At 44.5% G+C, this 22,983-nt stretch carries 23 protein-coding genes; 16 read left to right on the top strand and 7 right to left on the bottom strand.

The features are described from left to right. Window positions 1-54 precede the first annotated feature (54 nt). Window positions 55-690: a pseudouridine synthase gene (locus ACQY73_RS08720; RefSeq protein WP_428664277.1), complete on the bottom strand. Its 636-nt coding sequence runs from the start codon at window positions 688-690 to the stop codon at window positions 55-57. 101 nt (window positions 691-791) lie between these two features. Here ACQY73_RS08720 and murA point away from each other — a divergent pair, with 101 nt between their 5' ends. From murA to ACQY73_RS08640, 16 genes are all read left to right on the top strand, one after another. Then, window positions 792-2,099, top strand: a complete 1,308-nt coding sequence (gene murA, locus ACQY73_RS08715) for a UDP-N-acetylglucosamine 1-carboxyvinyltransferase (RefSeq protein ID WP_428664274.1) — start codon at window positions 792-794, stop codon at window positions 2,097-2,099. Between the two features lie 280 nt (window positions 2,100-2,379). Next, the gene (locus ACQY73_RS08710; RefSeq protein WP_428664272.1) at window positions 2,380-3,627 is read left to right on the top strand and encodes an MFS transporter; all 1,248 of its coding nucleotides are present in this window, start codon (window positions 2,380-2,382) and stop codon (window positions 3,625-3,627) included. Between the two features lie 95 nt (window positions 3,628-3,722). Further along, the gene (locus ACQY73_RS08705; RefSeq protein WP_428664269.1) at window positions 3,723-5,147 is read left to right on the top strand and encodes an amidohydrolase family protein; all 1,425 of its coding nucleotides are present in this window, start codon (window positions 3,723-3,725) and stop codon (window positions 5,145-5,147) included. A gap of 283 nt (window positions 5,148-5,430) precedes the next feature. Then, window positions 5,431-6,804, top strand: coding sequence for a cytochrome ubiquinol oxidase subunit I (locus ACQY73_RS08700; RefSeq protein ID WP_428664267.1), 1,374 nt, complete (start codon window positions 5,431-5,433; stop codon window positions 6,802-6,804). Next, window positions 6,804-7,838 carry a cytochrome d ubiquinol oxidase subunit II gene (cydB, locus tag ACQY73_RS08695; protein ID WP_428664265.1) on the top strand — a complete coding sequence of 345 codons (1,035 nt, stop codon included), beginning with the start codon at window positions 6,804-6,806 and terminating at the stop codon, window positions 7,836-7,838. Before ACQY73_RS08700 ends, cydB begins: the two co-directional genes overlap by 1 nt. Window positions 7,839-7,852: 14 nt before the next feature. Next, entirely contained in the window at window positions 7,853-8,296 is a 444-nt protein-coding gene (locus ACQY73_RS08690; protein WP_428664263.1) for a GNAT family N-acetyltransferase, read from the top strand. A 148-nt stretch (window positions 8,297-8,444) separates the two neighbouring features. Further along, window positions 8,445-9,134 carry a hypothetical protein gene (locus tag ACQY73_RS08685; protein WP_428664260.1) on the top strand — a complete coding sequence of 230 codons (690 nt, stop codon included), beginning with the start codon at window positions 8,445-8,447 and terminating at the stop codon, window positions 9,132-9,134. An 89-nt stretch (window positions 9,135-9,223) separates the two neighbouring features. After that, window positions 9,224-9,781, top strand: a complete 558-nt coding sequence (locus ACQY73_RS08680; RefSeq protein ID WP_428664258.1) for a hypothetical protein — start codon at window positions 9,224-9,226, stop codon at window positions 9,779-9,781. A gap of 129 nt (window positions 9,782-9,910) precedes the next feature. Further along, complete coding sequence (locus ACQY73_RS08675) at window positions 9,911-11,116, top strand: acetyl-CoA C-acetyltransferase (RefSeq protein WP_428664256.1); 1,206 nt, start codon at window positions 9,911-9,913, stop codon at window positions 11,114-11,116. Window positions 11,117-11,171: 55 nt separating this feature from the next. Beyond that, complete coding sequence (locus ACQY73_RS08670; protein WP_428664253.1) at window positions 11,172-11,561, top strand: endonuclease domain-containing protein; 390 nt, start codon at window positions 11,172-11,174, stop codon at window positions 11,559-11,561. 40 nt (window positions 11,562-11,601) lie between these two features. Continuing rightward, window positions 11,602-13,779, top strand: a complete 2,178-nt coding sequence (locus ACQY73_RS08665; protein ID WP_428664250.1) for a 3-hydroxyacyl-CoA dehydrogenase NAD-binding domain-containing protein — start codon at window positions 11,602-11,604, stop codon at window positions 13,777-13,779. Between the two features lie 176 nt (window positions 13,780-13,955). Next, a complete protein-coding gene (locus ACQY73_RS08660; protein WP_428664247.1) occupies window positions 13,956-14,522 on the top strand; it encodes a dihydrofolate reductase family protein in 567 nt (188 codons plus the stop codon). 157 nt (window positions 14,523-14,679) lie between these two features. Next, window positions 14,680-15,432, top strand: coding sequence for an NYN domain-containing protein (locus ACQY73_RS08655; RefSeq protein WP_428664245.1), 753 nt, complete (start codon window positions 14,680-14,682; stop codon window positions 15,430-15,432). Window positions 15,433-15,466: 34 nt separating this feature from the next. Beyond that, complete coding sequence (locus ACQY73_RS08650; protein ID WP_428664242.1) at window positions 15,467-16,525, top strand: alpha/beta fold hydrolase; 1,059 nt, start codon at window positions 15,467-15,469, stop codon at window positions 16,523-16,525. 104 nt (window positions 16,526-16,629) lie between these two features. Beyond that, window positions 16,630-17,730 (top strand): DNA alkylation repair protein, encoded by a 1,101-nt coding sequence (locus ACQY73_RS08645; RefSeq protein ID WP_428664239.1) that lies wholly within the window; start codon window positions 16,630-16,632, stop codon window positions 17,728-17,730. Between the two features lie 177 nt (window positions 17,731-17,907). Further along, a complete protein-coding gene (locus tag ACQY73_RS08640; RefSeq protein ID WP_428664236.1) occupies window positions 17,908-19,002 on the top strand; it encodes a tail fiber domain-containing protein in 1,095 nt (364 codons plus the stop codon). Window positions 19,003-19,066: 64 nt separating this feature from the next. Here the strand turns inward: ACQY73_RS08640 and ACQY73_RS08635 are convergent, their stop codons facing one another. The 6 genes from ACQY73_RS08635 to ACQY73_RS08610 form a co-directional block, all read right to left on the bottom strand. Further along, window positions 19,067-19,612, bottom strand: a complete 546-nt coding sequence (locus ACQY73_RS08635; protein ID WP_428664234.1) for an NADH-quinone oxidoreductase subunit J family protein — start codon at window positions 19,610-19,612, stop codon at window positions 19,067-19,069. A 33-nt stretch (window positions 19,613-19,645) separates the two neighbouring features. Next, window positions 19,646-19,861 carry a type II toxin-antitoxin system HicB family antitoxin gene (locus ACQY73_RS08630; RefSeq protein WP_428664232.1) on the bottom strand — a complete coding sequence of 72 codons (216 nt, stop codon included), beginning with the start codon at window positions 19,859-19,861 and terminating at the stop codon, window positions 19,646-19,648. A gap of 24 nt (window positions 19,862-19,885) precedes the next feature. Then, on the bottom strand, window positions 19,886-20,116 hold the full coding sequence (locus ACQY73_RS08625; RefSeq protein ID WP_428664229.1) for a type II toxin-antitoxin system HicA family toxin: 231 nt from the start codon (window positions 20,114-20,116) through the stop codon (window positions 19,886-19,888). Between the two features lie 10 nt (window positions 20,117-20,126). Next, window positions 20,127-20,705: a NuoI/complex I 23 kDa subunit family protein gene (locus tag ACQY73_RS08620; RefSeq protein WP_428664226.1), complete on the bottom strand. Its 579-nt coding sequence runs from the start codon at window positions 20,703-20,705 to the stop codon at window positions 20,127-20,129. 63 nt (window positions 20,706-20,768) lie between these two features. Next, window positions 20,769-21,872, bottom strand: a complete 1,104-nt coding sequence (gene nuoH / locus ACQY73_RS08615; protein ID WP_428664224.1) for an NADH-quinone oxidoreductase subunit NuoH — start codon at window positions 21,870-21,872, stop codon at window positions 20,769-20,771. A gap of 19 nt (window positions 21,873-21,891) precedes the next feature. Further along, window positions 21,892-22,983, bottom strand: coding sequence for a 2Fe-2S iron-sulfur cluster-binding protein (locus ACQY73_RS08610; RefSeq protein WP_428664222.1), 1,092 nt, complete (start codon window positions 22,981-22,983; stop codon window positions 21,892-21,894).

Genomic DNA, 22,983 nt, shown 5'->3' with positions numbered 1-22,983 from the left:
CCGAAAATGGAGCTGCCTGCGCAATATAAAACCGAGAAACTGCATAAAAGGTTTTTAGCTGTCTGAATCACTTATCCCTTTTTCATTCATCTGATTCTCAAAAATCCTCTCAAAGAATTCACCTTCCGGTATTTCTCTGACTTCACCGGGTTGGAGGTTTTCAAGACTTAGGTTTTCGATGGATAGCCGAATCAGTCGCAAACAACGGTGTTTCACGACCGTCATCATTTTGCGGATCTGTCGAAATTTGCCTTCGGTAAGCGTCATCAGCAGCCATGTTTGCGGAATGTTGTCAGGATATTCCCAGCCGCTTTGAAACAAATTCGCAGGTTTTTCTACGATGGTCACTTGGCAGGGAGCGGTTTTATAGATTCCGTTGTCTTTGACGCGAATCACTACGCCTTCTTCCAATTGTTTCAGCGTTTCAGCTTTCAGTTCGCGGTAAACCTGCAATAAGTACCTACGTCGGTGCGGTTTTTCGCTTTTGAAAAGAAGCCGGGTGATTTTTTTATTGGTGGTCAAAATCAACAAGCCCTCAGAATTGTGGTCAAGGCGGCCAATACAATGGGTGCCTTCCGGAAACGGATACCCCAGATCACCCAACATGGGACGGCCTTCAACGCCCGTAAATTGAGAGTGCATGTCGTAGGGTTTGTTGACAATAAAGTAGCGGTGCGAAGCAGGAGTCATGGAACGTGTTTTTTTGCTATCTTTTTTTAAAAATTGATAGCTTTGCACAAAACAAACAATTATTAACGAATCTATTTAATTCCTAACGAAAGTCCTCCCATATGGCTTCATTCAAAATAGCAGGTGGTCGTCAGATGAAAGGTGAAATTACTCCTCAAGGCGCCAAAAACGAAGCACTTCAGATACTTTGTGCGGTGTTGTTGACGAAAGAACCTGTTACGATACATAATATTCCCAACATTCGCGATGTAAACCAACTCATTGATTTATTGGGCGATCTGGGCGTAAAACGCACACGATTAAGCAACAGCTCCATTCGATTCGAAGCCTCTGATGTGCACCTCGAATTTATGGAAACCGAAATGTACCGTCAAAAGGCTGCGGCTTTGCGAGGTTCGGTCATGTTGTTGGGGCCGATGTTGGCGCGTTTCAAAAAAGGCCGTATTCCGCGCCCCGGTGGAGATAAGATCGGGCGTCGTCGTTTGGATACGCACTTTTTAGGATTCGAACGCTTAGGCGCAAAATTTGACTATGATCCCAACGACGGCGGTTTTTACCAAGTAGATGCCAGTGGGTTGCAGGGCACGTACATGCTCCTCGACGAAGCATCCGTGACCGGAACAGCCAATATTCTGATGGCCGCGGTAATGGCCGAAGGCATCACGACTATTTATAACGCAGCCTGTGAGCCATATCTTCAGCAGCTTTGTAAAATGCTCAACCGCATGGGCGCTAAGATCAGCGGCGTAGCCTCAAATTTGTTGACAATTGAAGGGGTAGAAACGCTGAACGGAACCGAGCATACCATGCTGCCTGATATGATTGAGATCGGATCGTTTATCGGCATGGCTGCCATGACACAGAGCGAGTTGACCATCAAAAATTGTTCAATTCCGGATCTGGGCGTTATCCCCGGCGTTTTTCAAAAACTCGGCATTCAAATGGAATTTCGCGGCGACGATATTTATATTCCTTCGCAGGACCGTTACGAAGTGGAAACCTTTATCGACGGCTCGATGCTGGTCGTGGCAGATGCGCCTTGGCCCGGATTTACCCCTGACTTGTTGAGTATTGTCCTCGTAACGGCCATTCAGGCCAAAGGAACGGTGCTTATTCACCAAAAAATGTTTGAAAGCCGCCTGTTTTTTGTCGATAAACTCATCGAAATGGGCGCTCAAATTATCCTTTGCGACCCACACCGCGCTACAGTAGTAGGCCTTAATAAAGCAACACAGCTACGCGGTATTCGCATGACTTCGCCGGATATTCGCGCAGGAGTATCGTTGCTGATCGCGGCCATGTCGGGGCAGGGAGTGAGTATTATTGATAATATTGAGCAAATAGACCGTGGTTATCAAAACATTGATACGCGTCTGAATGCCATTGGTGCAGAGATCGTACGATTGTAGCAACGTGTAACGTGAAAGATATAAACAGGAATTGTCACGAAAATTGCGTAAAATCAGATTTGTAGGGGCAGGCTTTACGTCTGCCCGTTTTACGTCTGCCTGCTTGTAGTAAATGAAGTCTAAGCGATGACAATGTTCAACGATAATACGTATGCCGTTGACAAAAATGAGTATAGTTAAGTTGACGGCACTGCGACGCGAAATAATAGCGGAAACAGGAACTAGTGAGTGGACCGGAAACTGAAAAACAATTATTCCTGACGTAGTAACCACTTAACGAATGAAATACCGCTACCGCGCCTTAGCCTTTCTATTTGCCCTTTCCATTATTACCTTCCTTGACCGCGTTTGTATGAACGTGGTCAGTAAATACGTAAAAGCCGATCTTGGTCTAAACAACGAAGAATTTGGCTGGATCTTGGGCGCATTTTCATTGGCCTATGCCTTGTTTGAAATCCCGACGGGGGCCATGGGTGATTCCATCGGCCCCCGTCGCGTGTTGACTCGGGTGGTCTTGTGGTGGTCAGGTTTTACAGCGCTGACGGGTACCGCATTCAGTTTCTTTTATTTGCTCGTTGTGCGCTTTTTGTTTGGCGTGGGCGAAGCGGGCGCTTATCCCAATGCCACGATTGCCATTTCGCGTTGGTTTCCGGCGGTGGAAGTGGGAAGGGCGCAGTCGGTGATTTGGGCGGCGGGCCGTATTGGTGGCGCGCTTACGCCCCTACTCGTCATTCCACTCGTTCATGCAGTCGGTTGGCGTTGGTCCTTTGCCGTGTTGGGGTTGGCCGGTGCAGTATGGGCAATGGCATGGTATCTCTGGTTTCGTGACGAACCTGCTGAAAAAGAAGGGGTTTCTCCTGAAGAAGTGGCAGAAATTGAATCCGGTCGTAACATCAAACGCGCCGACCACGCCATCCCGTGGAAAACCATTATTCGCAATCCCGACATTTGGGCATTGATGCTGATGTGTCATTTATTCTTTTACGGCGCTTATTTCTTCACCAACTGGTCGTCTACCTATTTTCAGGAAGGTCGCGGCATGACGGAAGAACAATCTAAGAATTTCATCTCACTATCGTACTTTTTGGGGGCCATCGGCTGCGTGGTGGGCGGATTGATGAGCGATTTTTTAACCAAAAAATACGGCCTTAAAATTGGTCGCCGCGCCGTGGCTATCACAGGTTTGGGTTTATCGAGTATCTTTTTTCTGGCCGCAGGACTTACGCCTGATAATCAACTTTCGGGTTATTTGCTCGCCATCTGCGTATTGACCAAAGACTTGGCATTACCTGTTTCGTTTGCTGTATGTGTGGATATTGGCAAACGTAACGCCGGAACGGTGGCCGGTTCAATGAATTTTGCGGGACAGATGGGTGGCTTTTTCATTACCATCATTTTCGGTTCGGTGGTGGAAAGTACCAAGAACTTCAATATTCCACTGTATTTGATCGCGGGTTGCTTGTTTGTTGCAGCATTGCTTTGGTTCAAAATTGACCCAACCAAAACGGTAGATCTAAAAAAAGCCTGATGCTCTTTCGGATTTACAATCCGAAAGCACTCTGCCGCCGATTTGTAATCGGCCGTTAGCTATGATTTAAACAAGTTCAATTACACTTCTCATTTATGAAAAAAATACTCCTGCTGGCTTACGCATTAACCGGCTGCTTACAATCAGGCTTCGCCCAAAAAAGACAGGTGGATGTATTGATCAGATCGGGAAATCTGATTGATATTCAGACAGGTAAGATTCTTACCAAGAAAATTGTCATTACCAAAGGCAAAGAGATCGTGGGCATTTTTGACGAAACGGAAGCCAAGAATTTTCAGGCCAAAAAAACAGTAGATGCTACCGGCAAATACATCATTCCCGGCCTTTGGGACATGCACGTACACTTTGGCGGCGGCGACACGCTCATTCAGGAAAATAAGAATTTACTGCCTTTGTACGTAGCTCACGGCATCACGGCGGTGCGCGATGCTGCCGCCGATCTGAGTCCGAGCGTTTTGCAATGGCGGAAAGAAATAGCGGAAGACAAACTCTTTGGCCCTACATTATTCACGTCCGGCCCGAAATTGGAAGGGTATAAATCAACGTGGATCGGTGATATCGAAGTGAGCACCAAAGAAGAAGTAAATAAGAGCTTGGACTCGCTCCAAAAGCTGAAAGTGAATTTTATTAAGATTACCGACAATGCCATCAAGCCCGAGATCTACCTGTACATTTTGGCGGAAGCCAAAAAAAGAGGTATCAAAACCTCGGGCCACGTACCGTTTGCATTGACAATGGACGAAGTGTCGGCCGCAGGGCTTGGCTCAGTAGAGCACATGAGTTATGTGCTGAAAGCCGGCTCCACGCGCGACAAAGAGATATCGGAAAAAGTAATGGCCGGGAAATTGGCGTATCGCGTGGCGCTCCCAATGGCGTTGCAAAGCTTTGACGAAAATACGGCAATGGAAGTTTATAAGCGTATGGCTAAAAACGGAACCGCCGTGGTGCCAACGCTCAGTATCAGTCAAAGCACGGCATTTTTAGATAAAGACAATCACCAAAACGATGCGTATCTGCAATACATCGGAAAGGGGCTTAAAAAAACCTACGAATGGCGCGTCACGCGCGCGGCGCAGGACAGTCCCGATGCCATTGCCGAGCGCCACGAAATTTACTTCAAAACAACTACATTGCTGCCTTTGCTCCTGAAAGCCGGCGTAACCATCATTGCGGGAACGGATGCGGGCTTTTTGAATTCGTACGTTTATCCGGGATTGGGATTGCACAAAGAATTGGAAGAATATGTCAAAGCCGGGCTGACGCCGTTGCAGGCACTGCAGTCAGCCATTATTCCCGGACCGAAATTCCTAAGTCAGGCACAGTTTGGCAGTATTGCGGCCGGGAAAAGCGCCGATATTGTGCTGCTGAATCAAAATCCATTGGAAAAAATAGAAGCGACGCAAAATATTTATACGGTCATTCTGCGCGGCGAAGTATACGACCGCAAAGCCCTTGATGCGATCTTGGAAGACGTTAAAAAGAAAGTAAAAGAGAACTGATTTTTACGCCCTAACGAGGATTCTATGCTTTTAAGCACTTTGTAAAAACAGTTAATAAATATCTGTTCAAAATTAGTTTAAATTGTTTGCAGGCTGTTTGACCCCATCCGGGGTCACCTGTTTGTAGAGGAATCTTTATTTCTACAAACGTCTGACCCCGGATGGGGTCAAACAGCCTTTTATAACTTACTAAATAAATAGAGCTTGTTGCGCATAAAAAGCCACTTCTAAGTTCAGCCTGCGGCTTTTTGTTGTACTTTTAAGCGTTACTTACAGCACGCTTATGAATACAGAAATCCTCTCTCGCATACAGTTTGCTTTCACCATTGCTTTCCATTATATCTACCCTCCGCTGAGCATTGGTTTAGGTGTTGTTCTGGTCATCATGGAAGGAATGTACCTCCGCACCGGCAAGCAGATCTACGAACAAATGACCCGTTTTTGGATCAAAATATTTGCCCTTATTTTCGGAATCGGCGTTGCTACGGGCATCGTCATGGAATTTGAATTCGGAACCAACTGGGCCGTTTATTCACGATACGTTGGCGATATTTTCGGCAGTGCGTTGGCCGCCGAAGGTATTTTTGCCTTTGCCCTCGAATCCGGTTTTTTGGGAATTCTTCTTTTTGGGTGGAATCGGGTAAGCCCACGAGTGCACTTTTTCTCCACCATTATGGTGGCCTTGGGGTCAATGTTTTCCGCCATTTGGATTGTGGTAGCCAATTCCTGGCAGCAGACCCCGGCAGGCTTTCGCATTGAAGGCGAAGGCATGAAAGCGCGGGCTGTTATTACTGATTTTTGGGAAATGGTCTTCAATCCTTCGAGCATAGATCGACTTTCGCACGTCATTATCGGGTCGTTCTTGGCGGGTTCATTTTTGGTTTTGAGCGTTAATGCATATTATATTTTGCGCAAGCGCCACCTTGAAATTGCCAAAGCGAGTTTTAAAATTGCGTTGACAGTGGCTACCATTTCGTCATTAATGCAATTGTTTACAGGTCACCGTTCGGCAGATGGCGTAGCCAAGAATCAACCTGCCAAATTAGCGGCCTTTGAAGGCCATTACGATTCGTCGGCGGTGGCGGATATGTATCTGATGGGTTGGACAAATGCAGATAACCGGAAAGTAACCGGCCTGAAAATTCCTGCGGGATTGAGTTTTCTGATTCATCAGGATCTCAAAGCACCCGTCAAAGGGTTAAACGCATTTCCCAAAGAAGATCGACCTTCTGCTCGCGCGGTCAATGTTGTTTTTCAAACGTATCACCTGATGGTTGCTATCGGAATGACGCTGATCGGGCTTTCACTTTTGGCTTCTTTTCTTTGGTGGAAAGGGAAATTGTTTGATCAAAAATGGCTGCTTCAGATCTTTGCGTGGTCGGTGTTGTTGCCGCAAATCGGTAATCAGGTCGGCTGGTATTCGGCTGAGATCGGACGACAGCCTTGGGTGGTGTATGGTTTGCTGCGAACATCGGATGCGCTGTCGCAATCGCTGAAGGTGGAACAGGTATTGTTTTCGCTGATTCTGTTTACGTTGGTCTATGCACTGTTGTTTGTGTTATTCCTGTATTTGTTGAACAAAAAGATAAAGCACGGCCCCATTGATGCGCATTTAGAAGAGATTCCTGTAAAACGCGATAATCCGATCTTAAAATAATGGAAACGATCCTTGGAATTGACCTGCCTACGTGGTGGTTTTTGGTTATTGGCGGCGTATTCAGCGGTTACGCTATTTTGGATGGCTTCGATTTGGGTGCCGGAGCACTGCACCTGTTTTTCAAAAAAGAAGAAAGCCGACGTATTGCGCTCAATGCTATTGGTCCTGTTTGGGATGGTAACGAAGTGTGGCTTGTTATTGGCGCAGGAGCGCTTTTTGCGGGTTTTCCCGTGGTGTATGCAACCATCTTTTCGGCGTTGTATGAGGTATTTATGGTGTTTTTGGTGATGCTTATTTTCAGGGCTATTTCCATTGAATTTCGCTCCAAAGAACCGATGGAGTGGTGGCGCAAACTGTGGGACATTAGTTACACCGTTTCCAGTGTTTTGTTGGCGTTGTCGTTGGGATTGGTCTTGGGAAACGTGATTCAAGGCATTGCGATTGACCAAAACTACGTCTACCAAGGCACTTTACTTGATTTGTTCAATCCGTATGCGCTGTTGGTTTCGGTCACAACATTGGCCTTGTTTATGATGCACGGTGCTATTTATTTGGTCATGAAAACCGAAAACCGCCTGTACGCCAAGCTCACGGTTTTGGTCAAAAACACTACTATTTTCTTTGTGTTGATGTTTGCCATTACGTCGGTTGCCACGTTGTTGTACATTCCGCACATGCTCACGCGCTACAAAGAAGTTCCTTATATGTTTGCTTTTCCGGTACTGGCCATTTTGGGGGTAGCCAATATTACGCGTCAGATTTCACGTCGAAAATACTTTCTTGCCTTTATCTCTTCGGCATTTGTGACGGCCATGTTGATGATCTTGGTGGCGGTTGGGCTTTTTCCAAACATCATTTTGTCATCATTGAACCCTGATTTACACATCACGGTTTACAATGGTTCGTCGACGGAGAAATCCCTTAAGATCATGCTCACTTTTGCCGCCATTGGCGTGCCCTTGGTGGGTATTTATACTGCATTTGTGTTTTGGACCTTTCGCGGAAAAGTAAAATTGGATGAAACAAGTTATTGAAAAATCAATGTACTATGGAATTGTTGCCCATTGAAGAAACAGAAGCCGAGAATCAGGACTTTATGAACCATCCTGATTCTCAGGCTACCATTCCTGTTACTATTGATTTCTTTAATCGAATTGGTTACACTCCTCCCTGGATCGGCTATTATGCCCAACTGAATGGCAAATTGGTAGGTAGCTGCGCGTTTAAAGGTGCGCCTAAAAACGGCAAAGTAGAAATCGCCTACGGCACATTTCCGGCCTATCAAAAACAGGGCGTTGCTGCTGAAATGTGCAGGCAGTTGGTAAGGCTTTCGTTGAAAACAGACCCGTCGGTCATTATCACCGCCCGTACCTTGCCGGAAGAAAGTTTTTCAACAAAAGTACTCCGTAAAAACGGCTTTAAATGTCTTGGTATAGTATGGGATGAAGAAGATGGCGATGTATGGGAATGGGAATTTCAACCCACCGATTGATTGCTGTATGCCAATAATTATTTAACGGTTTGTTGGCGGTTTTCTACGTTTCGATCTGAAAATAGCACTCTTTACTTTGAAGTTTTTGTTGGGGTTTTTATGTGATTTTATGTTTGAAGAAATATCCTTTTAAACATAAATCATCGCCATGAAAACGACATTTATTTTTACAATTTGTATTTTATTCTTTGCCGGTGCGCTCTCTGCCCAATCAGTCACCATCAACCCCGGTTCGTTGGATTTGCCCCGTGTTACCTCACTGCCAAGTTGCTCGGCTTCCACCAAGGGCAGATTGGTGTATAATGCCACTGACAACAAAATGTATTACTGCAACGGAACCGCTTGGATCAATACCGAAGTGGACGGTCCGCAGAGCGAGCCGGCGTTCAGCGCCTATAACTCCGGAGATGTATTTTATACGTCGGTAGATTATTCACCAGGCGTTACTTTCCTGACATTTAACGCGGAAAATTATGACGTCAGTAACAATTTCGCTATCAATAATATGCAGAACGCCAATACTTTTATAGCCCCCGCAAATGGAATCTACCATTTTGATGCTACGATAGGGATGGATGTTTCGGGTATCATGTCAAGTTCCTATTTTGTGAGTATTCATTACATGGTCACTACTGCGGCGAACGGCTTTACTTCAGTGGCCGCTACCCAAACAGTAGCTCCCGTTGTGAGTTCAAATTTCAGCGCACAGATCAGCCGCGATCTGAAATTGGCGGCGGGAGATAAAGTAAGGGTTTCGGTAAGTGCAAGCATTCCGGGTACTCCCTACCTCAAATCCAATCTGAGTTTCTTTTCCGGCCATTTGGCCACGAAATATTAAGAGTAGTTCCTCTTCCTGAATAATTGGATTGACTTGGGTAAAAATTTCAAACCGTTGAAGTTTTACCCAAGTCTTTTTAGCTTTGTAGCATGAGCAAATCATTTTATCAATTACTTTACCAAAATGAAACCCTTTATCGGGTGAACGGAGATACAACTATGAGCGAAGTGGCAGAACCGACAGTGCCTGCGGCACCTGTTGTGAATGAGCCGCCGACCCCACTTGTTGCTGCGGCATCTCCGACAAGTACGCCGCCCATTGCAGTGGCTGCTGCTCTGCCTACGCTCAATCACCAAATTCTTATATTGGTGGATGAAGTTCCGGCCATGTCGGCCAATAATACGATCTTTCTGGAAAAAGTATTGAAAGCCGTTAACCTGAACCTTGATGGGGTAGACATTTTAAATTTGGCAGGATCCAAACAAATGGACTTTCGGCCCCTGCTTCAAAATAAGAAAGTGCATCATTTTATTTCTTTCGGGGTGCCGTTTATCAATATCAATTTGGAAATAATGATGAACCGCTACGACCCCAAACGCATTGCAGGAGTCAACTTTTTGCTCGCAGAATCGTTGGACATTGTTCAGGCCGACGATAAAAACAAACGTGCTTTGTGGGGCGCGCTGAAAAAAATATTCATAGGCTGATCCTTTTTCTTTATTCGACACAATTTCGTCTTGATTTTATCAAAATGCCCCTTATTTTTGTTGACTGATAGTATGCAGGCAGAGTAATTATTCTGTTCGTTATCCCATTTTTAAACTTCTGAAACCCCAATGGCCGAAGCATTCATTTATGACGCCGTCAGAACCCCGCGCGGACGCGGAAAGTCGGACGGTTCACTGCACGACGTGCAACCTGTTCAATTACTGACTTCTGTTTTAAAAGAAATTCAACAACGTAACCAACTGGATACGAGTTATGTAGACGATGTGATCATGGGCTGTGTAACGCCCATTGGCGAGCAGGGCGCTGACATTGCCCGTACGGCGGTCATCGAAGCTGGCTATGCCGAAAGCGTGGCGGGCGTTCAACTCAACCGCTTTTGTTCATCGGGATTGGAAGCTATCAATCAAGCGGCTGCTTATGTGATGTCGGGGCAGGTGGATATGATCGTAGCCGGCGGGGTTGAATCCATGAGTCGCGTGCCGATGGGGAGCGACGGCGGTGCTTTGTTCATGAATCCGCAGATCGTGGCGCGTCATAACATTGTTCCACAGGGCATTTCGGCTGATCTGATCGCAACCAAATACGGTTATTCGCGTACTGATGTAGATACGTTTGCGGCTGAGTCGTACCGCCGGGCGGTGGAAGCGCAGCAAGCGAATCGTTTTGTAAAATCATTGGTTCCTTACAAAGATGAGATAGGTGTCACGGTTCTCGACCGCGACGAAGGTGTACGCCCGGGAACGACGGCTGAGTCGTTGGGAAAATTAAAGCCTGCTTTTGAAATGATGGGTGGTATGGGCTTAGACGCCTTGGCGCTCATGAAATACGCCGAAGTTGATAAGATAGATCACGTTCACCATGCAGGGAATTCCTCCCAGATCGTAGATGGCGCGGCGGGTTTATTGATCGGTTCTAAAGAGATAGGAGAGAAATTGGGCCTGAAACCCCGCGCTAAGATCAAAGCATTTGCCATTATCGGTTCTGAGCCTACCATTATGCTTACCGGCCCTGTTCCTGCCACGCAAAAAGTGCTTAAAAAAGCAGGGATGAGCATTTCAGACATTGATCTCTTTGAAGTCAACGAAGCTTTTGCCGCTATACCGCTCTTTTTTATGGAGCAATTGGGCGTAGACCATTCCAAAGTAAACGTCAACGGCGGAGCCATTGCTTTAGGCCATCCGCTGGGTGCGACGGGGGCCATTATTTCGGCTACGCTCATTGATGAATTGGAACGTACCGGCAAGCAATTTGGCCTTTCAACGCTGTGTATTGGCGGTGGGATGGGAATAGCGACGATTTTTGAGCTGGTGTAACCTCATCCCCCGACCCCTTCTCCTCAAAACGAGGAGAAGGGGAGCAATTGAAGCTATGGCTATCATCTATAATATAAAGCAGATGGAAGTTACTCGTCGTTTATTACGAAATGAGCAAACTGAATCAGAAGATGCTTTATGGCAAGTTCTACGAAATCGTCGATTTGAAAACATAAAATTCAGACGCCAATATAGTGTCGGATATTTTGTGTTGGATTTTTACTGTCCACAAGAAAAATTGGCCATTGAAGTGGATGGAAATGTACATGATTCTATCGAGGCTCAACAATATGATGCTTATCGTACTGAAGCTCTCAATGGAATTGGAATTCAGGTGGTAAGATTTCGAAATGAGGAAGTAGTAAATAATTTACCTCAAGTTTTAACAAGAATTAAAAGTTTTTTGAAAAACACATTGCCTGCGCCTACAGAATCCCTCTCCTAATTTTAGGAGAGGGGCAGGGGTGAGGTTAAATTTTATCATTATGGCAATCAACTACACAACCAACAATAACATAGCACTCATCAGCTGGAACCTGACCGGCTCACCCATGAACGTCCTGAACGACGAATCTGTACCCGCCTTTGGGGAAGCGTTGGAAAAGGCGTACAGCGATTCGGACGTAAAAGGAATTATCATTACTTCCGACAAGCCCGAATTTGTGGCGGGTGCTGATTTGAAGATGATCTTACGCAATCAAGGGGGAAATCCTGCCGAGATCCTGAAAATATCGGTGGAATTGAATCAACTTTTTCGCAAGATAGAAACCAACGGCAAACCCGTTGTGGCGGCCATTAATGGCACGGCGTTGGGCGGTGGGTTGGAAATCTGTCTGGCGTGTCATTACCGTGTGGCGTTAGATAATCCCAAAACCAAATTGGGCTTACCCGAAGTAAAAGTTGGGTTGTTGCCCGGTGGGGGGGGGACGCAGCGACTTCCTCGGATGATCGGAATGCAGGGAGCGTTGCCGTTGATGTTGGAAGGCAAGGAACTGACGCCCAAAGATGCATTAGGGCTGGGTATTGTGGATGCCATTGCCGCAACGCGGGAAGAAATGCTTGAAAAGGCAGCGGCGTGGATCAATGCAAATCCCAATCCCGTAAAACCGTGGGACGAGATCAATAAGAAAACGGGTAAAATTCAAGCCAAAGACAACTATAAAGTACCGAATGGGGCTGTCTTGAGTCCTGTTGGCATGCAGACTTTTACGGTGGGAACGGCCATGATGATGGACAAGTCGAAAGGCAATTACCCGGCCACGCAGCATATTATGTCATGTGTATACGAAGGGTTGTTGGTGAATATCGACCGTGGTATTGTGATCGAATCGCGGCATTTTGTGCAGGTTGCCACCTCCAAAGTAGCGGGCAATTTGATTCGAACCATGTTTTTGGGACTGAACGAAGCTAACAAAGGTGCCGGTCGTCCGAAGGATATTCCGAAGACGGACGTGAAGAAACTCGGCATTTTAGGAGCAGGAATGATGGGAGCGGGCATTGCCTACGTGAGTGCAGTTGCGGGTATCGAAGTAGTGCTGAAAGATGTAAGCCTCGAAGCCGCCGAAAAAGGAAAAGACTATTCACGGGCGTTGTTGAAAAAAGCCATTGAACGCGGTAAAATGGACGCACTCAAAGCCGAAGGTATTTTGAATCTAATTAAACCTACGGCCGATGTAGCTGACTTACAGGGAAGTGAGCTGATTATTGAAGCCGTTTTTGAAAATCGTGATTTAAAAGCTATGGTTACCAAAGAAGCAGAGCCTATGCTGACAGAAAGAGGCGTATTTGGTTCCAATACATCAACCCTTCCCATTACCGGATTGGCTAAAGCCTCAACGAGCCCCGAGAATTTTATAGGAATTCACTTCTTTTCACCCGTTGATAAAATGATGTTGGTCGAGCTGATCGTGGGCAAGGAAACTTCAGACTATGCGTTGGCAGTAGCGATAGACTTTACCCGTAAAATCAGAAAAACGCCGATTGTGGTCAACGATTCACGCGGATTTTATACCTCTCGTTGCTTTGGGACGTATACATCCGAGGGTATGGAGTTACTGAAAGACGGCGTTAATCCTGTATTGATCGAAAACGCCGGTAAATTAGCGGGAATGCCCGTTGGGCCTTTGGCTGTGACCGACGAAGTGGCGTTGGATTTAGTGTATAAAATCTCGGCACAAGCGGTGAAAGATGGGGTATTGGCCGATATTGATACGAGTTATCAGATTGGTAAGCAGTTTACGGAAATGGGGCGTTTGGGCAAGAAAGCGAAAGCAGGCTTTTATGAATATCCCGAAGATGGCCCAAAACAGCTTTGGTCGGGTCTGGCAGATTTATTCCCGTTGGCAACGCAGCAACCTTCTCCGGAAGAAGTAAAAACACGATTGCTCTACCGTCAGGCCCTTGAAGCTGTTCGTTGTTACGAAGAAAACGTTATTCGTACTAAGTTAGATGCTGACCTGGGTTCTATTTTGGCGTGGGGTTTTCCTCCATATACGGGCGGTGCGCTTTCCTTTGTAGATTTTGTAGGCATCGAAACCTTCGTAACTACGCTTGATCGTTTGGCTGCAACTTACGGAGAACGTTTCCAACCTACCCAAAAACTACGCGAGATGGCAGCGGAAGGCGTTGGATTTTTAGCGAAACCGAAACAGGTTGTAGCTTAATGGATGCAGACTTGCCAAGTTTTAGAAACTTGGCAAGTCTCAGTTTCAAACATAATGAAATATATCGGATTGCTGTCGCAAAGCACCCTAAGAATGACGGAATTACACCGTTTAAAAGTCATTGTTGGGTGATAATTTTGTATCGTTAATCAAACGCTAATTTAATAAATACAGCAATGAGAAAATTGAAATTGCAAGTACAAATGTCTTTAGATGGATACATTGCCGGTCCTAATGGAGAAATGGATTTTATGACGTGGGAGTGGGATGATGAACTCAAAAATTACGTCACCGAACTGACCGATTCAAGTGATACTATTTTATTAGGCCGAAAAATGGCGGGCGGTTTTATTAACCATTGGACCAATGCAACCACCAATCCTGACAGTCCCGAATATGAATTTGCCCGAAAAATGGTTGACTATCCAAAAGTAGTTTTCTCAAAAACATTGACCGAATCAGAGTGGAACAATACGGTAGTGGCAAACGGCGACTTGGCCGACGAAGTCAACCAATTAAAAAACCGGGAAGGCAAAGACCTGATCGTCTACGGCGGTGCCGGTTTTGACGTTTCTTTGGTAAAAGCCGGCCTGATCGATGAATTGCATTTATTTGTCAATCCGGCGGCTATCGGTAAAGGGTTATCTATTTTTGAAGGTCTGGAAGCAAATCGGAATTATAAATTGGCCAAAGCCATTCCATTCGAGTGTGGAATTGTGGTGATGCATTATGAACCAAAGTAATTTTGTATCTTTAGTATAGATTTTAAGTACACTCTGAAGGGCATTGACGTAGGTCAATGCCCTTTTTTTTTGTGGTTAAAAGCTTGAAATTGTTTCGCACTTAACTTCGCTATACCTTTATGAATTGGCGGGTTGATAAAACTCCCGTAAAATATACATGGATACCAAGAAAGACCTGAGACTGGCAGTACTGATTGATGCTGATAATGTTCCTTATGCAAATGTGAAAGAGATGTTTGAAGAAATTGCAAAATACGGAACACCTACTTTTAAGCGGATTTATGCGGATTGGACCAAGCCCACTGTTTCAGGTTGGAAAAAAGTATTGTTGGAAAATGCCATTACGCCCATTCAGCAGTTCAGTTATTCAACAGGGAAAAATGCCACAGACAGTGCGCTTATTATTGATGCAATGGACATTTTATATACCGGAAAGGTGGATGGATTTTGTATTGTTTCAAGCGACAGTGATTTCACTCGACTTGCTACAAGACTCCGAGAAGCAGGCATGAAAGTAATTGGAATTGGAGAAAAAAAGACGTTGAATCCGTTTATTTCAGCTTGCGATAAGTTTATATACCTTGAAATTCTGAAGCCGGAAGAGACAAGCCAACCCGAAAATGTGAACAAAAAAGCGAAAACAGCAGCGGATAGCAAACCTTTAAACAGTATTGAACCCAAAATTATCAAGTTGTTTACCGATAGTATCACTGACCTCGCGGACGAAAACGGTTGGACATTTTTGGGGGACCTGGGAAATTTAATGTTGAAGAAAAAGCCTGATTTCGATCCAAGGAATTATGGTTATCCCAAATTATTACCCCTTATAAAAAGTATTGATAAATTTGAAATTGACGAGCGCGACAGCGGTAAGCATAACATCAAACACATCTATATCAGAAAGAGATAGTGGTTGATTAACCACGGCATAACAGCATACCGCAATGACTTTACAAAAATTTATTCTTCTGTGCCTTTTTTTACTTTGCCTAACATCGCAAGCTCAAACCACGCCTTCCTCGAAGAGCCGCACTCAGTTGGAAAAAAGCTATCAATCAGCCAAAAAAGAATTTGCTGCCTTTGAGAAAAAACACGGCCATTTTGTTGAAACTCCCAACGTTCGAATGCATTATCTCACCTGGGGCAGTCCATCGGGTGTGCCGCTGATTTGGTCACACGGAAGTTTAACAAATGGGTTAGAATTGTTGACGATTGCCGATAGCCTGGTTAAAGCGGGCTATTATGTAATTGCCATTGATTACTACGGCCACGGCCAAACGTCCATCCCAAATCACGAGGTTTCGCTGTATCACGTTGCAGATGATATCAAAGCATTGATGGACAAAGAAAAGATACGGAAAGCAGTTATTGGCGGTTGGTCGCGGGGAGGATACATCAGTACTGCTTTTTATGATGCGTATCCGGAGCGGGTATTGGGAATGATATTGGAAGATGGCGGCTCTGTCGCTACCAATACGTATTATCATAAAATGAACTCAGATACATTATCAAAAAGGATAGACATGATATTTAAAGACCGCTATCCTGATACCACTTTTGCGACTGAGATGGAGGCGTATGGTACTTATTATGATCCTCAGAGTCAGGGGAATCAATTTGACTTGCTGGCTTGGATCACGAAAACAAAAGAAGGAAGATGGGCCATTGGACCGGGACTGCTGAAATTGTTCAACATGGGCGATAAAACGCAATTTTTGGCAAATATCCTGCGCCCTACGCAAGTGCCGCTCTTTGCCGAGTCAATGGCCATTATGGAGCCTAAAATCATATTTCGCAATCTACACGTCCCTGTTTTGATCCTTGACCCAACAGGTGCCAATGATCTGTTTCCTTTTGAGGCTGAGAATGCGAAACTACAGAGCCAACATCCACGATTTATTGATCATAAAATCTATGAAAATACGGGACATAATATCCATTTTGAGCGTAAAGAGCAATTTATTAAAGATGTGAGTACTTTTTATAAGAGAGTAAAATTTTAACCATATTTAAGGACATTTAATTAGAGCTACTGTCATAGGGTTGTCATTAAGGAGGCTTTTCTTTGCAGGAGAATAAACTGATTCTAAAAGAAAAACCGACCGCCATGAGTGCATTAAAAGATATTTACTCTTCTGCCTTTTACCAAAAATTCGCCGGTACTCTTACAAAAACGCTTCCGGCCTTTGATACACAACGGTTTATGGAGTTGATTTTTGATGAAGACTTTGACCGAAAAGAATTAAAAGACCGCATGAGGCATACAACGCGCGTTTTGCATCATTTTTTACCCGTTGAATTCAGTGAAGCGGCAAAGCTGATTGAAAAAATCATTGAAGAACTCCGTAAAGAAAATTCTCGCGAAGACAGTTTGGCCTATATTTTTTTTCCTGATTACATCGAAACGTATGGACTGGAAGACTACGAACATTCGGTAAAAGCCATTGAATTCGTGACTCAATTTGTCAGTTGTGAGTTTGCTGTCAGACCATTTTTGCTAAAATATGGCGATGCAATGATGGAGCAAATGATGAAATGGTCACGGCATGAGAATCATAAAGTGAGACGACTTGCCAGTGAAGGCAGTCGGCCCCGCCTACCTTGGGCTATGGCCATTCCTGCCCTTAAAAAGGATCCTGCTTCGTGTTTGTTATTGCTGGAAAACCTGAAAAATGACCCTTCCGAATGGGTAAGGAGAAGCGTAGCCAATCATTTGAATGATATATCGAAAGATCATCCGGAGATGGTGCTGAAAGTTGCCAATACTTGGAAAGGCCACACAAAAGAAACGGACGCAATTGTTAAACATGCTTGCCGTACTTTGCTGAAACAGGGGCATCGAGACGTGTTGACGCTGTATAATTTAGTAAGTGAGCATATTCGATTGGAAAATTTTACAATTCAAACGCCGAAAATAACCATCGGAGAAAGCTTGGAATTTACGTTGTCGGTCATTAATGAAAACGAAGAACATCATACTGTAAGGTTGGAATACGCAGTTTATTACCAAAAACAGAATGGGCAATTATCAAAAAAAGTATTCAAAATAAGTGAGCGCGAATATGCGCCCGGTGAAAAGGCAGTCATTCTTCGAAAGCAAAAATTTGTTCCCATCACCACTCGAAAATTTTACGCGGGAGCGCACCGCCTTTCTGTTATCATTAATGGCGAAGAGAAGCAGGTCGGTGATTTTGAGTTGATAGTATAATTATGAATTGATAGAACATTGAGCCGGCATCTTTGAGGGACGATTAATGTGCCTTTGAATAACTTGACCGGTAGATTTAATCTTTTTATTGGAAAAACGTTAGCGGAAAGCTGTAATTTAGGAGGGTGTTCAAAAAGCGAAAATTTTCAACATTAAACAAAATCAGAACGACTGTTTATGAAAACACTTTTTATGCTCCTTTCTGCTTGTGGCTTTGCTTTTTCGGCTACCGCCCAAATTCTGACTGAACAGGATAACAACGGCTCTGTGACCATTTCTCCAAAGGGAATAAAAGGCAGCACTACTTCGGCAACGTCAAATTCCAACGTAGTCCTTGGCCCTGATGCATTTATCAGTAACATTTCCGGACAATCAAATACTGCGGTAGGGCAAACAAGTCTCTATTCAAATACCACGGGAAACAGCAATACGGCTTTGGGCGCTTCCGCTTTGTATTTGAACACTTCGGGCAATGAAAATACGGCTTTTGGAAATGCAGCCATGTTTTTGAATACCACGGGAAAAGGAAATACCGCAACCGGTTTTTATACGTTGTCTTCCAATACTACCGGAAATTATAATACCGCCACCGGGCAATACTCTTTGCCAACCAATACCACCGGAATAGGTAACACGGCCTATGGAAATAATACATTAGATATTAACAAAACGGGCAGCAATAATACTGCGGTTGGCTCCTATGCGGGACAAAACATTCGCTCGGGTAGTAATAATACATTTTTGGGCTATGACACAGGTGCTGCTTTGTTGGGTGATTCGTCACTGACCAATGCTGCTGCGCTCGGTTATAATGCCAAAGTAAATGCCAGTAATAAGATCAGGATTGGCAACGATCAAATCACGGTCATAGAAGGTCAGGTTAACTGGAGTGTTCCGTCAGACGGCCGTTTAAAAGAGAATATTGTTTATTCGTCGCAGTTGGGGCTTAATTTTATCAGTCGCCTCAAGCCGGCAACGTATTATTATAAAACTGATAAAAAGAAGACTTCTTATAATGGATTTATTGCGCAGGATGTGGCGCAGGCCGTAACCGATTTAGGCGGAGAATTTAGTGGTCTCAAAATAAGCAATGACGGAACGTATTCAATTGCGTATGCAGATTTTGTGATGCCGCTGGTCAATGCAGTGAAAGAACTCAAAGGACAGAACGAAGAATTGAAAGCACAAAATGAAAAGTTAAACCAACGTTTAACAAAACTGGAAGAATTGATGTCAAAGATTACGACCTCAAAAACAGGGTCGGATAAATAATGATAAATCAAACAAACCTATAAGGTCTTTGAGACCTTATAGGTTTAAGAATTGTAAGAATTCTTTAAAAGTGGCGGTCCCCCGCTTCGCGACGACCCAGCATTACAGCCCCGATCATTGCGATCAAAAACAGCACGGAAGCCAGCTCAAAAGGAAGTAAATAGTCTTTGTACAAAACTTCTCCCAGACTTTCTACCATCCCCACCTGTGAGTCAAAGCTGTAGGTATTGAACGTGCCGAATTGTGTCTTACGAAATACCGCTACAAAGATCAAAAACAACGTGCCACCCGTTACCATTGCAGCAATTTTGGTCAAATTGGTTTTAGATTCTTCGTCTTCCTGTTTAAGGTTCAGAAACATGATCACAAACAGGAACAATACCATGATGGCACCTGCATAAACGATAATATTGACCGCTGCCAAAAATTGCGCATTCAGCAATACATAATGCCCTGATAGACAGAAAAATGTTGCAATAAGATACAACACGCTGTGAATGGGATTTTTGGATAAAATAACCATCAATCCCGTAAGGATTGTCAAAAAGGACAGGAAGTAAAAAAAGCCCGTTGCAGGCGTAAGATTATTCAAAAAGCCGGAAAAATCCATAATTGATCATTGTTGGTCTACAACCAAACTATTTTAAGCGTATATTAATTTCCCTTTAGGTTCAGGTATGGTACGGCCCAGTTCAAGAGCAGTTTCTATCCATTCATTTATTATTATTTCGGCGTTTTCTAAGGCTTCTCTGTACGTTTGTCCATCAGCCATGCAGCCCGGTAGCTCAGGAATTTCAGCAATAAAAGCTTCATCCGTTTGGCTCCAATAAATGATAATCTCGTATTTAGGGTTATCCATTTTCTTTAGGGCTTAATCGATATTTCAAAATAATACTTCTTCCTGCTTCACCTGATATCCTTTGGCTTTGCCTGAAGAAGCTGTTTGCAAATTAATGATTTCTTCGACACCTTCTTTTGAAAATATATGATGACTTCCTTTTATACGTTCATCAAAGCCAAAGCGAACCAATAAATTACAAAGTTCTTCAAAACCAATATTGCTGTCCGATAGCCCTCGCAGAATCTTTTCTAATAATTTTTCAAGTTTACCCACAACCCAAATCTTACAATTGAGTTCTTGGTTCAGCATCGACTCCTTCCAAATCCTGCTCTCTTGCTTCTTCTTTGGTCCATGCTTTGCGCAAATAGCGATTGTTCATGTTTTCGGCCAACAGATCTTTCCCCCAGATCACCTGATCGCGCTCGGTAAATACAGGCACGAACTCATCGTGGCGCAGGTAAATCGCCTGCTTTGGACAAGCTTCTTCGCACAGGCCGCAGAAAATACAACGCAACATATTGATCTCATACACGGCGGCATATTTTTCTTCACGGTATAGCTTTTCTTCGCCTTTGTCACGCTCGGCTGCTACCATTGAAATGGCTTCGGCCGGGCAGGCTACAGCACACAAACCGCAGGCAGTACAGCGTTCACGGCCTTGCTCGTCGCGTTTCAATACGTGTCGTCCGCGAAATACAGGCCCCAAAAATTGCTTTACTTCAGGGTACTGAATGGTTACTTTCTTTTGAAAAAAGTGCTTAATCGTAATCCCCAGACCGGTAGCGATAGCGGGTAAATAGATCCGCTCAGCAAAGGTCATTTGCTTGTTGCTAACTTGCTTTGAACGATTTGTTAATTGCATACTTTTATGATTTAGAACAGTAAACGTTTGACAATGAGTTTATTGCCAAGGTCTAATGAATGTCTATTTTAAAAAACTCATTACCAATGGTTTCAGGAACAGAATGGCTCCCCCTGTCAAAATAATATTTATCATTGCCAGTGGAATGAGTGCTTTCCAACCTAAATTCATCAATTGGTCATAACGGAAACGGGGTAATGTCCAACGTACCCACATGTAAAAGAACACGAAGAATAACGATTTTCCAAAGAAGACCAACGTTCCGATCAGCGTGCCTACGTTATGACCCGCAATATCTCCCAATGCACCCGTTAATTGTGTTTGTACCCAGTCCATCCCCGGATAGTTATACCCGCCAAAATAGAGACTTGAGATCATTGCCGAAGAAACGAACATGTTGATATATTCGGCAAAGAGGTAAAAGCCTAATTTCATCGAACTGTATTCGGTGTGATACCCGCCGATCAATTCGGTTTCGCACTCCGGTAAGTCAAAAGGAGTACGGTTACATTCGGCAAAAGCGCAGGTGATAAAGATGATAAAACCGAGCGGTTGATAGAAAATATTCCAGTTACCGCCGTGTTGTTGTTCCACAATGTGGCGAATCGAAAGTGAACCTGTCATCATCAAAATAGCGATAATGGCCAAGCCCATAGAGATTTCGTAACTGATGTTTTGGGAAGCGGCACGAATCGCGCCCAACAATGAGAACTTATTGTTGGAAGCCCATCCACCCACCATAATTCCGTATACTCCGAGCGAAACTACGCCAAAAACGTACAAAATACCGATATTCACATCAATGGCCTGTACCGGAATATCCCATACTTTGCCGGGAGCGGCTTCGTATTGGATGCTGTCGCCGAAAGGAATAACGGCACTTGTCATCAAAGCCGTCAACATCGAAAGACAGGGACCCAGAATAAATAACCATTTGTTGGCCTGTGAAGGAATAAAATCCTCTTTGAAAAACATTTTGACGGCATCGGCAAGCGGCTGTAATAAGCCGAACGGCCCGGCGCGGTTAGGCCCGATGCGATCCTGCATGAAAGCCGCAACTTTACGCTCTCCGTAAGTTGAGTACATCGCTATCAAAAGTGTGATCCCAAAAATGAGCAATATTATGATTGCCTTAATGATAAAAGCGACGTCTAGTGTGAGGTTCATATTCTTTCTTGGACGTTTTTTAATTATTCTCTGCAAGCGAACGCTGATTTGCCTTCGCATTGTTTTCTTTACTCAACTCCTTAATTGTAGAATTATCGGTCACGTACGGACGCGAATCATCAATCTGTTTGTACTGAGCTGCTGCCACTTTCAAACCGAATTCCGGTTTTTTCAGATCAGCACGGTATTTATTGGCCATAATGACCGAATGACGGGAAATTTTAGTTGGCCCTTCAATGGTCCAGTCACTTGTCTTCTTACGCTCAAATCGGCAAGTATTGCAAATGAACTCTTTCACTTCACCCCATTCGTTTTTGCGGGCCGTTACGCGAATTACCTCGTCGCCACGGTACCAAAGGGTTACGTTGCCGCTGCATTTTTCGCAATCGCAATGGGCATCAACGGGTTTGCTGAACCACACACGGTTTTTGAAACGGAATGTTTTGTCGGTCAAAGCACCTACCGGGCATACATCAATGACGTTTCCGGAAAAGTCGTTGTCGATGGCCTTCTCAATATATGTACTGATCTCGGCATGGTCGCCACGGTTCAAGACACCGTGTACACGTTTATTTGTGATCTGATCGGCCGTGAATACGCAGCGATAGCACAAAATACAACGATTCATGTGCAACTGAATATACGGACCGATATCGTGTCTTTCAAACGTACGGCGTTCTTCTTCGTAGCGCGTTGTGACGCGTCCGTGTTCAAACGCAAAATCCTGTAAATGACATTCGCCGGCTTGGTCGCAGATTGGGCAATCCAGCGGGTGATTGATCAATAAAAATTCAACAATACCGCGACGCGTTTCCAGAACGGATTCATTGGTTGTGTTTTCGACCACCATTCCATCCTGAACGGTCGTGATGCACGAAGGAACCAATTTAGGCATTGGGCGGGGATCTTTGGCCGAGCCGGCAGCTACTTTCACCAAGCACGCACGACACTTACCGCCGGTGCCTTTGAGCGGCTCATAATAGCACATGGCAGGGGGAGCGTATTGCGGTCCTAATTGGCGGCCGGCCTGCATAATGGTTGTTCCCGGCGGTACTTCGATTTCGATACCGTCAAATGTAATTTTGAACAACTGGGGTGCGGTATTTTCCAT

Origin of the sequence: Runella sp. (assembly GCF_965279615.1) — a bacterium.
Taxonomy (GTDB): Bacteria; Bacteroidota; Bacteroidia; order Cytophagales; family Spirosomataceae; genus Runella.
Note: the sequence above shows the minus strand (reverse complement) of the source record. Positions and strands in the feature narration are given on the sequence as shown.

Bases quoted from the DNA above. Each gene is read 5' to 3' on its own strand.
- ACQY73_RS08720 (WP_428664277.1), bottom strand. From the start codon at position 690: ATGACTCCTGCTTCGCACCGCTACTTTATTGTCAACAAACCCTACGAC.
- murA (WP_428664274.1), top strand. From the start codon at position 792: ATGGCTTCATTCAAAATAGCAGGTGGTCGTCAGATGAAAGGTGAAATT.
- ACQY73_RS08710 (WP_428664272.1), top strand. From the start codon at position 2,380: ATGAAATACCGCTACCGCGCCTTAGCCTTTCTATTTGCCCTTTCCATT.
- ACQY73_RS08705 (WP_428664269.1), top strand. From the start codon at position 3,723: ATGAAAAAAATACTCCTGCTGGCTTACGCATTAACCGGCTGCTTACAA.
- ACQY73_RS08700 (WP_428664267.1), top strand. From the start codon at position 5,431: ATGAATACAGAAATCCTCTCTCGCATACAGTTTGCTTTCACCATTGCT.
- cydB (WP_428664265.1), top strand. From the start codon at position 6,804: ATGGAAACGATCCTTGGAATTGACCTGCCTACGTGGTGGTTTTTGGTT.
- ACQY73_RS08690 (WP_428664263.1), top strand. From the start codon at position 7,853: ATGGAATTGTTGCCCATTGAAGAAACAGAAGCCGAGAATCAGGACTTT.
- ACQY73_RS08685 (WP_428664260.1), top strand. From the start codon at position 8,445: ATGAAAACGACATTTATTTTTACAATTTGTATTTTATTCTTTGCCGGT.
- ACQY73_RS08680 (WP_428664258.1), top strand. From the start codon at position 9,224: ATGAGCAAATCATTTTATCAATTACTTTACCAAAATGAAACCCTTTAT.
- ACQY73_RS08675 (WP_428664256.1), top strand. From the start codon at position 9,911: ATGGCCGAAGCATTCATTTATGACGCCGTCAGAACCCCGCGCGGACGC.
- ACQY73_RS08670 (WP_428664253.1), top strand. From the start codon at position 11,172: ATGGCTATCATCTATAATATAAAGCAGATGGAAGTTACTCGTCGTTTA.
- ACQY73_RS08665 (WP_428664250.1), top strand. From the start codon at position 11,602: ATGGCAATCAACTACACAACCAACAATAACATAGCACTCATCAGCTGG.
- ACQY73_RS08660 (WP_428664247.1), top strand. From the start codon at position 13,956: ATGAGAAAATTGAAATTGCAAGTACAAATGTCTTTAGATGGATACATT.
- ACQY73_RS08655 (WP_428664245.1), top strand. From the start codon at position 14,680: ATGGATACCAAGAAAGACCTGAGACTGGCAGTACTGATTGATGCTGAT.
- ACQY73_RS08650 (WP_428664242.1), top strand. From the start codon at position 15,467: ATGACTTTACAAAAATTTATTCTTCTGTGCCTTTTTTTACTTTGCCTA.
- ACQY73_RS08645 (WP_428664239.1), top strand. From the start codon at position 16,630: ATGAGTGCATTAAAAGATATTTACTCTTCTGCCTTTTACCAAAAATTC.
- ACQY73_RS08640 (WP_428664236.1), top strand. From the start codon at position 17,908: ATGAAAACACTTTTTATGCTCCTTTCTGCTTGTGGCTTTGCTTTTTCG.
- ACQY73_RS08635 (WP_428664234.1), bottom strand. From the start codon at position 19,612: ATGGATTTTTCCGGCTTTTTGAATAATCTTACGCCTGCAACGGGCTTT.
- ACQY73_RS08630 (WP_428664232.1), bottom strand. From the start codon at position 19,861: ATGGATAACCCTAAATACGAGATTATCATTTATTGGAGCCAAACGGAT.
- ACQY73_RS08620 (WP_428664226.1), bottom strand. From the start codon at position 20,705: ATGCAATTAACAAATCGTTCAAAGCAAGTTAGCAACAAGCAAATGACC.
- nuoH (WP_428664224.1), bottom strand. From the start codon at position 21,872: ATGAACCTCACACTAGACGTCGCTTTTATCATTAAGGCAATCATAATA.
- ACQY73_RS08610 (WP_428664222.1), bottom strand. From the start codon at position 22,983: ATGGAAAATACCGCACCCCAGTTGTTCAAAATTACATTTGACGGTATC.